Genomic DNA, 13,986 nt, shown 5'->3' on the forward strand with positions numbered 1-13,986 from the left:
TACGTCGAAAGTACTTGGTTGGAGACGACCTGGGAGGATAGAAAGCTGCTGGTTCAATTCAAAACGCCTGCTCATGCAGGCGTTTTTCTCTTATCTGAAATGAAGAGCGGAGAGCATTGGAAATCCTCGCCGCGTTTTGTGATTTGCGGAAGGCAAAGCCGTCGCATTTCTGTGGCATGAATGTCAAGTGCGAGCATGTTTTCCAAAGTCGTTCGCTTTTCTGGCGGATATTTTAACGCGGCGTCTTTCAAAAAATGACTTGTCTTGCTTATGAGAGGAAGCGAACTTCTCTGCTTGATTTCATGCAGCAAGCTTTTTCCTGCACGATTGAATGCGAGTATACGAGCATAGAGAGGTCCATTCTCATCAAATTTATGAATATCCTGTCGACGAAGGTGCAGCATGATGTGGAATATGAGCCGTTGGATTCGACTTTGCGGATGACGACGACTACGGCATTCATCGAGAAGTTCTTTCATGGTGAGGCAATGAGAAGCGGCATGCAGCAGTCTGTTTTCAAAACCTTCATTTATACCGTAGATTTCTTGTAAATTTTCCAGAGTATAATGTTCAAGCTGAGCAAGAAGCGGACGAAAAAGCAGATTGATTTCTGGTATAGCTTCTTCCGTATGCGCTTCGAATAAGGCTTCCATGCTGTTTGCAGGAAGAACTTTGGTCAGGAGGTTTCTTCGCGGTGCGGCGGTTTGGATTTCTCGGCGAATGGAACTTGCACTGGCATACGTGTCATGGAGTTCTTCATCATGATAAGCGGCGCCGATTCTTGCCACTGCAAAAGGTTCGATCGAAGCGGCGCAGCAATTCAAGGCGCGCAGGTATTCCAAGGCAAGGATGTTGTTCGGCTGCTTGAGGAAAGCTTCGTTTATACCGCTGCTTTGGGCAATGGCATGACTTAATGCAGCGGCATAGGAGTGACCTTTTTGTACGTATGCATGGAGCAGTTCCTGCACATCGCTTCTCTTTGCTGAATCCGCTGCGCATTGAAGCAAGGCGAGAGGGCTTTCTGCGCCGAAGGCAAGACCGTCAACCACACCCAAGCGCGAGAGCAGCGATACGCCTCCGTGTGCGAAATTCTGCGCGCTGCGCACGGCAAAGGCCGCCGGAAGCTCGAGCACGAGGTCGATGCCGCTCAAAACGGCGTGGCTGGCACGCTGCCATTTATCGAGAATCGCCGGGCAGCCGCGCTGTGTGAAACTGCCGCTCATCAATGCGACGATGCGGGCTTTGGGATATTTCACGCGTATGGTTTCAATCTGGTAAATGTGCCCGTTATGAAAGGGATTGTATTCTGCGATGATGCCGATGACATTCATGGAATCAACTCCTTGTATGGATGGTTCTCTTAGTGTACCATAGAATTGCATGTTGCAGATATTTTCAGGAGGCAATGGATGAAAAAAAAAGTAGCGGTAGCGATGAGCGGAGGCGTGGACAGTTCGCTTTGTGCAGCTCTTTTGCAGGAACAAGGGTATGAGGTGCTCGGCATAACCATGCGGCTTTCTGATGATAGTCGTGAGATGAACGGTGTTTCCAGCGCGGCGACAGACGCAAGGCGCGTGGCGGATTTTCTTGGCATAGAGCATGTGGTGGCAGATTTTCGTACACTTTTTTCCGATAAGGTCGTTGATTATTTTTTGACGGAATATTTGACGGCACGCACGCCGAATCCTTGTGTGATTTGCAATCGTTTCTTGAAATTTGGGGAGCTTCTTTCGTTTGCGAGAGAAAAAGGTGCAGATTTTCTTGCCACGGGACATTATGTCCGTGTAGAGAAAGAAGCGGATGGATCCTTTGCCTTGAAAAAAGGAAGGGATGAAAAAAAAGATCAATCGTATGTCCTTTATCGTTTGCCTCGGGAAATATTATCGCATATTCTCTTTCCTCTTGGAAGCTATAGAAAGGAAGAAACGCGAGCCCTTGCCCAAAAACTTTCCCTGCCGGTAGCCAATAAGGCAGAGAGTCAGGAGATCTGCTTTGTACCGGAAGATGACTACAAAGCGTATTTGTCGCAGCACAGGACAAACCGTTTTCACGCAGGAGATATTATCGATATGCAGGGAAAAATTCTCGGGCAGCACCGAGGTCTTCCTTTTTATACGATTGGGCAACGAAAGGGGCTTGGCATAGCGGCGGCACATCCTCTCTATGTCATCGCTTTGGATGAGGTAAATAATCGCGTGATTGTCGGAAAAAATGAGGAACTTTATGCTTCGTCGCTTTTTGCAAGCGATGTGAATTGGCTGATGGAAGAACCGACACAAGAGATTTCGGTTCATGCCAAGATTCGTTACGGCAGTCGTGAGGTGCAGGCGAATGTTTTGCCTTTGAAGGATAGGGCGGTCAAGGTATCCTTTCTTGAACCACAGCGAGCTGTTACGCCGGGGCAATCCGTTGTTTTTTATTCCGGAGAGCGCCTTGTAGGCGGGGCAACGATTGAGTCGCGGACATGAACGCGGCATATTTCAAGGGTTTTTCTTGCGAAAACGCTATTCTTGTTGCATAATAAGGAAAAGGCCTTATCGCTTTGTAATCTTGGGAGGGTGAATCTATGGCGATGTTTTCCAAGTCGCAGAAGATGCGTTTCTTTCTTGCGATATTCTTGCTGCTTTTGGCAACATGCGGCTGCGGGGCATGGTATTTTTTCTATTATACGAAAACGCCGGAGTATGGGCTGGAAAAAATCAGAATGTCCTTTGAAAAGCATGATTGGCAAACATTCGAGAAATACGTTGATTTAGATGCTTTGCTGGGCAACTCTACGGAAACATTGATTCAGGCTATGATTGATACGGATCGTCCGATGTCCGGAGACGCCAAGGCGGCTATGAATGGTTTCGTGCAGATGTTCAAGGCGCCTTTGGCATTGACACTGCGTACGGAAGTGCAGTATTACGTTGAAAATGGCGAATGGAAAAACAGTGGGACGGCATCGGAGACGCAAGATCCGATGAGCCTTGATATGGTGCTTACGAGGATCGGACTCAAGACGATACAGTTCCGCAACATTGATTACGTCGCAACGGATCGGGAGACGGGAACGGCACGCGCCGGCGTACGCGTTTATCAGGCGGATATTGGTGAGGAATTCATTTTTGAAGTGAAGCTTGTGCAGGGCGGAGATGGCGTCTGGCGCGTGACGGAAATACAGAACCTTCATGATTTCGTTGCGATGATTGCCAAGGCGCACGATGCGATACTGGCAGATTATCTTGCTAAATCTCAGGCCATCATAGATGCTCACGGAAAATCAGTGCAGGAGATCGAGCAGGAATTCAGCAGCACTTTGCAGAAAGGCTCTCTTGGCAATGATGCAACGCGTCAGGCATTGAAGACCATCATGCTGGAGAAGGCCGCGGCAGACTGGACGCAGCGCAAAGCTGAGCTGTCTGACCTCACAGTGCCGCCCATGGCGGATACGCTACACCATCTCCGTCTGCGCAGCTGTGATATGCGCATTGCTTACATCCTTGGGTATGCGGCATGGCTGGACGACAAGAAGGCGGCGACCATCCGCGAGGCGCAGGCGAAACTGAAACAGGCAAAGACACTGGAAAACGAAGCAGCTGCGCTTGCACGCCACATGTCGGGACAATCGAATGCCGTTCCACAACCGCAGCAAAAACCAACAGGAAATGAAACATCGGAAAGCATGACGGAACTGCAATAGGAATCCATGGGAGAGCCGCCGTAATCGGCGGCTTTTTGCATGCTCTTTTGTCAACTGATTCTTACGAAAGGTTGACGAAAGAAGATGCTTTATCTATAATGAGTTTACTGAACTTTTGGAGGTGAATGGATGGAGAGTGTTTTGCATCTTGCACGCATGATGGCAGAACTGCATCTTGCCGAATATGAAGGTGCAAGAATTGCCAAGATTTCTTGGAGAAAAGAGCCGCGTCCAGAGGCGGAATATGGAGTACACTTTCAAAAACATGGAAACCGTTTTTTGAAAATGGCATGCTGTGAAACAAAGAAACCTTTGATGGGAGAAATCTCCGTGAGTCTCATACTTGGAAAAGAGGGCGTTGAAAAATCGCAAAGAGTACCCAAAAAGGAGAGGATGTTGAAAAATACTGGAACAACGTGGCGATGTTTTTCTTATGCAGAGGTTCTTTCTTTTGTTGCAGCGGCGGGTGATGAAAACAGCATACATCGTCAAGAGCCTGCCATTGTACCCGGGATGCTGATTTTACAGAAACTTTTAACAGAGCGGCCTATGACGCGGCAGGTGGAAATACGCTTTTTTCATCCACTCTACTGCGGGGAAGAACTCCATTTCTTGCCAGAGAAGGATGGATGTTTAGCGGTGGTGAAGGGAGAACGAAAATTCTTTTATCGTCTATGGAAGAGTGAATGCTCCGATGCAGGACATGGTTGAAGGTTGCATTTCCGACTACAGCGAACATTAAAAAGAAGTGAGGTTTGAAAAGTATGAAACAAGAAGATATGATGTCTGTGCAAAGGATAACAAAGATGGCACTTTGTGTGGCGTTTTGCTGTGTCGCCGCGTATATTTCCATCCCGTTGCCGTTCACTACGGCGATGATCACAGCTTTGACGCTTGCGATGAATCTTACAGCTTTTATCTTGAAACCGCGAGAAACGTTTGTGGTGCTTTGCGTCTACACTCTGCTTGGGTGCATTGGTCTGCCCGTCTTTGTCGGCGGTACGTCAGGTTTGGGAAAACTTCTCGGCCCTACGGGGGGATTCATCATCGCTTTTGTTATTGCCTACCCGATTGTCAGTTGCCTCAAGGGGACGGGAAATTCGTTTAAACGTTTCATGTTGGCAGCCGTTTTTGTTGGTATTCCCATCACATATATCGGGGGATTAACTTCCATGATGCTTTTGATGGATGTCAGTCTTTGGCAGGCTCTCGTTATGGCAGTTTTTCCATTCATTCCAGGAGATGTCTTGAAGGCTGCCTTGGCTGCATTTCTGGGTGTAAAACTCAACAAAATTTTCCGTCAGAGCGAATGATATGAAAAATGTTTACATATTCGGCGGTTTGCGAACTCCGCTTGCAAAGCATGGGGGACATTTTCGTAGTTTACGTCCGGAATATTTCACAGCAGAACTTTTGAGCGCCTTGTTGAAACAATATAGCATCGACGAGGTGGATGCCATTTTTTGCGGTAATGCTGTAGGAACAGGGGGGAATCTGACTCGCTTGACGGCGCTGTTGGCGGGCATAGATGAACGAGTACCTGCTGTGACGATTGATATGCAATGTGCTTCGGCGGCGGCTTCGTTGGATTTTGCTTTTTCGCGACTTGCCAGTGGACAAGGACATCTTTATGTTGCGGGCGGCATGGAAAGTCGCTCCTTGCAGCCTGTGCGGCGTTATGCCGAGACAGATGAGCGCCATGCATTATTTCCGCATGGCGAATATATGACAGCACAGTTTTCACCGAAAGAGCTTACCGAAAATGCCATGTTGCGAGGGGCGGAACGGACAGCAAAGGAAGAGAAAGTGAGCCGTACAGAGCTTGAAGAATGGGCTATAAGAAGTCATGCTCGGGCTGCTGCTGCACGTCGTGAAGGCAGTCTGCAAGAACTTATCTTTCCTGTTGCAGGCTTGTCGGAAGATGATGGCATACGAGAAACGATGAGTTTCGACTTTCTCAAGCGATTGCCACCTCTCTTTGGCACGGGAGGGCTTACGACAGCTGGAACATCATGCAGAACGAACGACGGTGCGGCACTCGCGCTTCTTTGTTCTGAAGAATATCTGACAAAAATGGAAAAGAAACCAGAAGTTCGACTTTTGGCGATGGAAATGTCAGGTGGTGATCCGCTTTACAGTCCGCGTGGCGCCATGCAGGCTGCCGATCAACTTTTGGAGAGAATGCGGCTTTCCTATGAGGATATGGCAGCGATTGAATTCAATGAGGCATTTGCTGTCATAGACGTTCTCTTTGCGCGGCGATACCCAAAGCTTGTTGAACGGTACAATACATTTGGTGGTGCGCTTGCTTATGGACATCCTTACGGTGCATCGGGAGCGGTGCTTCTCCTACACCTGATTGAGGCAGTAAAGAAACATGGTGGAGGTTATGGTCTTCTCTCCATTGCCGGTGCGGGAGGCGTCGGAGAAGCAATCCTGTTGGAGGTTTGTGAATGAATTATTATCTATTGCTCAAGGAGCGGTCGATTTCTTATGCAGAGAAGCCATTTCTTTACATTGGTGAAGAAATATACAGTTATCGTGCTTTTTTCACAAAAATTGAGAGAATGACACAACACCTTTCGCGCGTTATAAAAGATGACCTAGAGAATGCCGATGTACTTGTTTCTGCTGAATCTTTTCTCAACCAGGCGCTGCTCTTCTTTGCTGTGCAGAAATTTAATGCTCGTCCGATCTTGCTGCACCATGGTCTCATCGAATCAGATATAGAACATATTGCAAAAACGAATGACTTGCAGGGAATTTTTATCTTAAATGCTGAAGGTCTATCATACAAACGTTTTCCTTATGAAGCTCGACAACATGAATATCCCGATTGCCTTGGGGTCTTGAGTTCAGGAACGACAGGCACACCAAAGGTCATGTATCGTACGTTTGAAAGTTGGGCGGGATTTTTCCCGGTGCAAAATGAAATCTTTGGATTGAAAGAAACGTCTTGCCTTTTCTTTCATGGCAGCCTGAGTTTTACTGGTAACCTCAATGCTTTTCTCGCCGCACTATTCATAGGTGCTTCTGTTTGTACGAGTGAATGCACGAACGTGAAATTATGGATTGCTTTAATGGAGAAACATACAGCAGATATCATCTATCTTGTTCCTGCAAAACTACGTCTTCTGGTAGAAGCTATTAAGGTTGCCATTTCGAGTGTGAGGTCTGTGTTTACGGGGTCTCAAATTATCTCTGCGTCTCTCTTACGCTTGTTGCAGAGAAAACTGCCAAATGCTTCCATCGTCCTATACTATGGAGCAAGTGAACTCAATTACATCACTTATGCGCACTGCAGAGACTGTACGCGTGATCCGAGGAATGTTGGAATACCATTTCCAGGAGTGGACATCTCTGTTGCGGACGGATTGATTTATGTAAATACGCCCTTTCATGTAAGTGGCATCACATTACCATTTACTTTGCACGACAAGGGATATATGAATGAGCAAGGCGAATTGATTTTCGAGGGACGCGAACAGGCGTGGGTAAACAAAGGTGGTTTCAAAATCAGTCTGGAGCGTGTGGAATTGAAGATTAAGGCTGTTGCAGGCATTCGTGAGGCAGCTGTTCTTCCGGTGGAGGATGAGGTGCGAGGTGCAGACCTTGTCGCATTTCTTGTGCCTTCTGATGGGATTGAAAAAAAGAAACTTCGTCGTATGGTGCGCAGCGCACTTTTGCCTGTTGAGATGCCGAAAAAGATATATTTTCTTGCAGAAATTCCACTCAACGATCGTGGTAAACTGGCAAAAGACCTATTGTTGAAGGAAATCAGAAAATAGCCAGGAATGGAGACGATCAACGCAATATTTCATGGAAATCCATTCACAAGTATGATAAAATGGATAGAATTAAGAAAGAGTATATTTGTACCATTAAGGAAGGATGGATAGATTCCGTGCTTCTTTAATGGAGTTAATCATTATGAAATTGCGAGGTTTTATTTTTGATGACATTTGATTCAAGTACAGAGACGGTGGCTGTTCTTTACGATATTGAGAATGCGCCTTTTGAGATGCTGGATTTTACTTTAGGGAAGGCACGGAAATTTTTTCCTTGCCGTATGATCGTTGTCTCCGATTGGGAAAAGCACCCCGAGCAGAAGCGGTGGAATCGCTTGATGTCTCGCAAGGGGCTTACTTTCCGCCAGATTGATCGAAAGGTCGATGGCAAGAATTCACTGGATTACGCATTGTTCGACATGGCGAAAATCCTGCGTGATGAGGGCGTGCGCCGCTTTCTTATCGTGACGACGGATTCCGATTTCGTAGCGATTGCTCAGATGCTGCGCGAAAGCGACACGCCGTGTCACATCATCGGCGTGGGAACAGAGCAGGCGAGTCAGTCTCTTCGTGATGCTTATGATGAATTTTATTGCTATCCGCCTGTCAAGAAGAAGAAAGCGAAGGCGCAAGAGCAAGACGCGCTGGAAGAAAAGGACAAGCAGAAAGCAGGAGGCAAGGCTGACAAAAAACAGCAGAAGAAGCAAGCGAAGAAAAATCAGGAAGATGCAGCAAAGGAGTCTGACAAGCAGCTTTCTCTTGCAGGGAAGAATATTTTACAAGTGCGCTTGCCCAAATCTCTTTTTGACAAGCTGCAGAAGAAAAAGCGTCATGAAGATGTTGATATGGAACAGCTTGTGACATATCTTTTGATGCGCGGTTTGAACGACTGAGGCGAGGTGGAGCGTGAAGAAGCAAGAAGAGAGTGTTCTGCTCTACCAATTTTCAGATGAGGCTGCGTTGGCTATTCAAGAGGTTTTGCGCAAGTTGAGAATCTCGGCGAGCGTTCTAGAACCAGGAGCATGGCATCAACGCATTGGCTTCTTATTTGCCTTGAAGGGCTTCAAGCCGGGGACTTCGGAGGAAGAAGCCTTTGATTTTCCTTATGAGGCGGCAGTTTTCCATAACATCAAAGGCAAGCGCCTCGATCAGGTCCTTCAAGCGTTGAAAGATGCGGGCATTGCACATATAAAGTTCAAGGCGGTGACGACGCCGTTCAATCTGCATTGGACGCTCGCACGACTGTGCCGAACCATGCATAAAGAACATGCTTATATGATGGAAAGGGATAAGAATTCGGAATGAGGTACGATGATCTCGATCGGACGAGCGTTCTTGTGCGCAAGGAGAAAAATACGTCAGATGGCAGGAAGCTAGACGATACGCAGGAGCTGTTGCCTTTGTCCCAAGATGCTTCTCCTATTTTTTCGAGGCAGGGGACGGTGCGGGAGCTTCCGCCGCTCACATCAAAAATGGAGCATCAGAGGGTGGATGCTGCAGAGTCTGGAAATAGGCGGCAAAGTAGATTCCGCAAGGGGCTGATTTTTGCCGCTTGTTTTGCGGTGGCTCTTTTTTGTGGGGTTCTTTTGTCCGATATGTTTCGCAATCATGAACAAGCTCTTGAGGACGGCCGCAAGGAGGCGCAGCAGGTTGAAATGCGTCAGCAGGAACTTGCTGCACGCGAAGACTCTCTAAAGAAGCAAAGGGCGAGCATAGCGGAGCAGAAAAGAGCGCTGGAAGAAAAAGAGCTGGAACTTGAACGAAAGGCGCAGCGCGCTGCCGGGCGCACGGAACGCATCAAGCAGGAAAAGGACAAGGGAACGGTTGTCGGCGGCTGGGTGGACAAGGTCACGGGAAAGGAAAAGGAGCGCAAGGAAGCGAACGAGAAGAATGCCGCTGAAATTCAGCAGGCAAATCTGGATATCGCTTCGGTACAACAATCCATCAAGGATGCCCAAGCTGTTCTTGATGAAGTGGACAAACAGCTTGACAATGTCAATGAAATGAAAGATCAGGCAGATCGCTTGAAAACGGTTGCACAAGATACGTATGAGAAAAATCAAGGGACGATCAGTCAGATCTTTCATTATGTGAACGAGGGCGCTGATATGTTGCGTCAGATTCTTCGCTGACGCGCTTTTCAAGATACAAAAGGAGGATGAACGTGAAGAAAATCATTGCCTTTCTCTTCTTGCCGCTTCTGTTCCTTATGACTGGCTGTGGCAGCGGAAGCAAACAAGAGCTTAGTACGTTGAAAATCGGTCTCATGCCTGATACGGATTCCGTTCCATTCATCATTGCACAGGAAAAAGGATATTTTGCAGAAGAGGGACTGAATGTGGAACTGCACTCTTTCAAGAGTGCTATGGACAGAGATTCTGCTTTGCAGAGCGGCAATCTTGATGGAGCTGTTTCCGATCTGCTCGCCGTTGCGTTTGCCAAGGATGGCGGCTTCGACGTCAAGGTTACTTCCATGACGGACGGCAGTTACAAACTTGTTGCAGCGCCTGGGGCGGAAAAGCTTTCTGTCAAGGAACTCGCTGGTAAGGAGGTCGCTGTTTCTCGCAATACGATCATCGAATATGTGACAGATCATATTCTTGAAAGCAACTCGATGTCCGGTGATGATATAGCGAAGGTCGTTATTCCGCAGATTCCGACGCGCTTGGAGCTTTTGCAGAGCAGTAAGCTGGCAGCGGCCACTCTGCCGGAGCCAATGGCAAGCGTTGCTGTTCACAACGGATGCCGATTCATCACTGGATCGGATGAACTCGGTATCAACCCTGGCGTCATATTGTTTACGGAAAAAAGCACGAAGGAAAAGCGGGCAGAAATCCAAGCGATGTACCGCGCTTACAACAAGGCTGTAGCTTATCTCAACAGCACGGAGCGTGCCGAGTATATCGACCTCGTAGTAGAAAAGAGCGGATTTCCACCAGCGGCGAAAGAAGCTCTCGTTTTGCCCGTTTATCACACGGCAGCACTGCCCAAGGAGAATGACGTTACGGACTGCATTGCCTGGCTCAAGGGCAAGGAACTGATTAAGAATTCCTACGGGTACGCTGATCTCGTGCTCGATTTATTGCAGCCATGATCGATTTGCAGCACCTGTCCTACGGTTATCGTGTCGATAAAAAATGCATGCAAGTGTTGCACGATATCAATATGCATGTAGAAAAAGGGGAGATTTGCTCTGTCATAGGTCCTTCCGGGTGTGGGAAGTCGACGCTTCTAAAAATCATTGCCGGTCTTTTGCACGATTATGATGGGACTGCGATGATCGATGGAGTCCCTGTTGACCCGAAACGGCAGCGCGTCGGATTCATGCCTCAAAACTACGGACTCCTGCCTTGGAAAACCGTGCGTGAAAATGTCGAACTTGGCGGGAGGATACGTCATGAAGGGGTGCGGGAGAACGAGACCGCTTCCATGATGCAGCGACTGGGCATCGATGCATTCAGTGAACGGTATCCAAAAGAACTGTCTGGTGGGCAGCAACAGCGCGTGGGCTTGGCACGCGCCTTTTTGCTTCGTCCCGATGTGCTTTTGATGGATGAACCGTTTTCGGCACTGGACGCTATCACGCGCGAAGAGATGCAGGAGGTTTTCCTATCCCTTTGGCACGAGCAGCATGTGACCACGGTTCTCGTTACGCATTATGTGGAGGAAGCGCTGTACCTTGGACAGAGAATCGTGATTCTTGCCGACGCTCCTGGGCGCATTGCCGAGGTGTTGGATAATCCTCTTTTTGGCTGTATCGATCAGCGAAATAAAGTAGAATTTTTTCGTATGAGCTGTTATTTGCGTGAGCAAATTAAGAAGAGGTGGCGTCGGGCATGAAGCGTACTGTTGTTTACATTGGCGCTGCCGCCATACTGTTTTTTGTCTGGTGGATTCTATCTTCTTTTCTTGCATTGCCGATTGTGCCAAATCCATGGAGTGTTGTTTCCTGTTTGCAGAGCATCTTTTTATCCTCAATTGCCATTCATGCAATTTACAGTTTGGGCAGAATTGCACTGGGACTTGTCCTTGCTGTAGGAATTGGCTACCCCATAGGGATTTTTATGGGATATGCAGCGAAGGCTGATCGTATTTTTTCTCCTTTTGTCTATCTGATGTATCCTGTTCCGAAAATCGCCTTGCTGCCGATTCTCATGCTGCTTGCCGGCGTGGGGGAGATGTCCAAAGTCTTGATGCTCTTTCTTATCATCGTATTCCAAGTCATCATCGCCGTGCGCGATGCCGTGCGTGCGATTCCACAAGAGGCGTATATGCCCCTTCTTTCCTTAGGGGCGTCATTTTTTTCCATTTTTCGCCATGTTCTTTGGCCGGCGTCTTTGCCCAAATTCATTACAGCTGTGCGCGTTGCCATGGCGACGGCGATTTCCGTATTGTTTTTTACGGAGACATTCGGTTCGCAATATGGTTTGGGATATTTCATCATGGACGCATGGCTTCGTGTCAATTATTTGGAGATGTATGCAGGAATCGTTGTGCTCAGTCTGCTCGGACTGCTGCTCTTCTCCATGCTTGATTTTATCGAGATGAGAGTTTGCCGATGGCAATATAAATAAGTCTTTCAGTCTTATTGCAGAGGGCGACAGTCCTGAAATTTGAAAAATTATCCATAAAGAGTGACAAGATGCGCTGCTTGTTGTATAATTTGATTAGAAAGAATTTACTTATGAAAGTTTAGCATCTTGAGGATGGGTGAGATATGCCGATCAGAAATACCATGGAAGAATTCGTTCAGCAGAATATCGATGCTGTTTTGCGTATGTATCCCGATTGCTGCTCCTGCGAAAAATGCAAGGAAGACATCATGGCGCTTGCCCTCAATCATCTTCCGCCCAAGTACGTATCTACGCATAAAGGGGATTTGTTTGCAAGAATCGCGACGATGGATCCGGTGGACAAGGCGTTTATCATTCAAGAGATTGCCAAGGCGATACAGATTGTACACAAGATGCCGCGTCACTGAATGCGTATGAATTTATGGCACAAAGAAAGCGATGTCGTTTGAAACGGCATCGCTTTTTTATTCAGTGCGCTCTTGTCACAGTGTTTTCTTCTGTTTCGTTTGTTTTGGGTCGTCTTCGATGCGTGACTAGAATTTTGTCAATACGCGCGCGATCCATGTCGACGATTTCAAACGTAAAATCATTCCACTGACAAACTTCTGTTTCTTTGGGAATGTAGCCAAAGTAAGAGGTCAGGAAACCTCCCATCGTTTGGAAATGCGCTTTATCCTCATCGGGCAGAGGCACGTCAATATCAAATTTCTCTTTGAAGTCGTCGATTGAGAACAGTCCATCCATATACCAAGCATCCTTGCCGCGTGGAATCATCTGCGGTGCGTCGATTTCGTCGGCGTCGAAGGATGTTCCGATGATTTCGTTCATGATGTCCGTCAAGGTAAGAAAACCGATAACGCCGCCGTATTCATCCAGCACGACGGCCGCATGCACACCCGTTTCACGGAATTTTTCCAGCACGCGGAACGTTTCCATGGAACGCGGAACGAAGAGTGGTTGGCGGATGAAAGGGGATAATTCAATCGGCCGCTTCTCCAGACAGGCATCGAGAAGATCCTTGGCATGGAGTATGCCGCAGAAATCGTCAAGACTATCACGTCCCACCGGAATGATGGTTTCGGGATTTTCTTTGATGAGCCGCAAATTGTGCTCTATGGAATCTTCGAGATCGATCCAGAACATCTGCGTGCGCGGCGTCATCAAGGCGTAGGCCGTTTGATCACTCATATGGAAGATATTGTCAACCATTGTCTGCTCTGCTTTTTCAAATGTTCCCTCTTCGGTACCTTGTTCGATCAAATCTTTGACTTCATCCTCCGTAACTGTGTCGGTTACATGAGGATTGATGCCAACTAAGAGAAGCAGGAAATTTGCTGAATTGGAAAGGAACGATACTGCAGGGCGCGTGATGTACTCAAGGACATGCAGCCAGCGGTGAAAACGCTGCAAATACTTTTCTGGATTTTGCCAAGCGATTTTCTTGGGAAGAAACTCTCCCATGAGAAGCGTGAAATAAGATATGGCAATCGTGCTCAAGACGAATGCGATCGTATGCGCGTAGGGAAGGAAATGGAGAACTTCCTCCAAGAGGGGGGCAATCGCACTGCCGATGACAATGCCGAGCAGTATGCTTGTGAGCGTGATGCCGATTTGCACGACGGAGAGGACATTCTCAGGCATTTCCAAAATCGTTAAAGCGGCAACCGCATTTTTATCGCCGTCATCGGCGAGCTTTTCCAGACGACTCTTGTGGCTTTCCATGATGGCGGTTTCCGCCAAGGCAAAAAAACTGCTTGCCGATACGAGGAAAACGGTCAGAAGGATCAGCAGCGGCAAATCTGGACTATCCAAGAGGGGACACCATCCTTTGTTGAATATAAAAGTGATACGCCTATTATACCATATTGCGGCAAATCTTATCCATGCTTCCGCAAAGATTAAGGCTTGACAATCTTGCGAGCAGGAATAATCGAATGAA

General features: G+C 47.6%; 15 protein-coding genes. 13 read left to right on the forward strand and 2 right to left on the reverse strand.

Annotated features, from left to right (window positions below; genetic code table 11):
- Positions 1-71 precede the first annotated feature (71 nt).
- Positions 72-1,331, reverse strand: coding sequence for a nucleotidyltransferase family protein (locus QZ177_RS01065; RefSeq protein ID WP_294175220.1), 1,260 nt, complete (start codon positions 1,329-1,331; stop codon positions 72-74).
- 78 nt (positions 1,332-1,409) lie between these two features.
- Between QZ177_RS01065 and mnmA the strand changes: the two genes are divergently transcribed.
- The 13 genes from mnmA (at position 1,410) to QZ177_RS01130 (ending at position 12,454) form a co-directional block, all read left to right on the forward strand.
- Positions 1,410-2,468 carry a tRNA 2-thiouridine(34) synthase MnmA gene (gene mnmA / locus QZ177_RS01070; protein WP_294175221.1) on the forward strand — a complete coding sequence of 353 codons (1,059 nt, stop codon included), beginning with the start codon at positions 1,410-1,412 and terminating at the stop codon, positions 2,466-2,468.
- Positions 2,469-2,566: 98 nt separating this feature from the next.
- A complete protein-coding gene (locus QZ177_RS01075; RefSeq protein WP_009645947.1) occupies positions 2,567-3,685 on the forward strand; it encodes a hypothetical protein in 1,119 nt (372 codons plus the stop codon).
- Positions 3,686-3,814: 129 nt separating this feature from the next.
- A complete protein-coding gene (locus tag QZ177_RS01080; protein ID WP_294175222.1) occupies positions 3,815-4,396 on the forward strand; it encodes a hypothetical protein in 582 nt (193 codons plus the stop codon).
- 53 nt (positions 4,397-4,449) lie between these two features.
- Positions 4,450-4,998: a biotin transporter BioY gene (locus tag QZ177_RS01085; protein WP_294175223.1), complete on the forward strand. Its 549-nt coding sequence runs from the start codon at positions 4,450-4,452 to the stop codon at positions 4,996-4,998.
- A 1-nt stretch (position 4,999) separates the two neighbouring features.
- Complete coding sequence (locus QZ177_RS01090; RefSeq protein WP_294175224.1) at positions 5,000-6,142, forward strand: thiolase family protein; 1,143 nt, start codon at positions 5,000-5,002, stop codon at positions 6,140-6,142.
- Positions 6,139-7,473, forward strand: coding sequence for an AMP-binding protein (locus QZ177_RS01095; RefSeq protein WP_294175225.1), 1,335 nt, complete (start codon positions 6,139-6,141; stop codon positions 7,471-7,473). Before QZ177_RS01090 ends, QZ177_RS01095 begins: the two co-directional genes overlap by 4 nt.
- A gap of 167 nt (positions 7,474-7,640) precedes the next feature.
- Positions 7,641-8,366, forward strand: a complete 726-nt coding sequence (locus QZ177_RS01100; RefSeq protein ID WP_264919823.1) for an NYN domain-containing protein — start codon at positions 7,641-7,643, stop codon at positions 8,364-8,366.
- A 13-nt stretch (positions 8,367-8,379) separates the two neighbouring features.
- Positions 8,380-8,778 carry a DUF3783 domain-containing protein gene (locus tag QZ177_RS01105; RefSeq protein WP_294175226.1) on the forward strand — a complete coding sequence of 133 codons (399 nt, stop codon included), beginning with the start codon at positions 8,380-8,382 and terminating at the stop codon, positions 8,776-8,778.
- Between the two features lie 290 nt (positions 8,779-9,068).
- Positions 9,069-9,605, forward strand: a complete 537-nt coding sequence (locus tag QZ177_RS01110; RefSeq protein WP_294175227.1) for a hypothetical protein — start codon at positions 9,069-9,071, stop codon at positions 9,603-9,605.
- A gap of 32 nt (positions 9,606-9,637) precedes the next feature.
- Positions 9,638-10,567 carry a MetQ/NlpA family ABC transporter substrate-binding protein gene (locus QZ177_RS01115; RefSeq protein WP_294175228.1) on the forward strand — a complete coding sequence of 310 codons (930 nt, stop codon included), beginning with the start codon at positions 9,638-9,640 and terminating at the stop codon, positions 10,565-10,567.
- Positions 10,564-11,313 carry an ABC transporter ATP-binding protein gene (locus QZ177_RS01120; RefSeq protein ID WP_294175229.1) on the forward strand — a complete coding sequence of 250 codons (750 nt, stop codon included), beginning with the start codon at positions 10,564-10,566 and terminating at the stop codon, positions 11,311-11,313. The genes QZ177_RS01115 and QZ177_RS01120 overlap by 4 nt, the downstream gene beginning before the upstream one ends.
- Positions 11,310-12,047 (forward strand): ABC transporter permease, encoded by a 738-nt coding sequence (locus QZ177_RS01125; protein ID WP_294175230.1) that lies wholly within the window; start codon positions 11,310-11,312, stop codon positions 12,045-12,047. Before QZ177_RS01120 ends, QZ177_RS01125 begins: the two co-directional genes overlap by 4 nt.
- Positions 12,048-12,190: 143 nt before the next feature.
- Positions 12,191-12,454: a competence protein ComFB gene (locus QZ177_RS01130; RefSeq protein ID WP_037369990.1), complete on the forward strand. Its 264-nt coding sequence runs from the start codon at positions 12,191-12,193 to the stop codon at positions 12,452-12,454.
- A 61-nt stretch (positions 12,455-12,515) separates the two neighbouring features.
- Here QZ177_RS01130 and QZ177_RS01135 read toward each other — a convergent pair whose 3' ends face one another.
- Positions 12,516-13,859 carry a hemolysin family protein gene (locus QZ177_RS01135; protein ID WP_294175231.1) on the reverse strand — a complete coding sequence of 448 codons (1,344 nt, stop codon included), beginning with the start codon at positions 13,857-13,859 and terminating at the stop codon, positions 12,516-12,518.
- Positions 13,860-13,986: the final 127 nt, after the last annotated feature.

Source organism: uncultured Selenomonas sp. (assembly GCA_905372355.1).
Lineage (GTDB): Bacteria > Bacillota > Negativicutes > Selenomonadales > Selenomonadaceae > Selenomonas.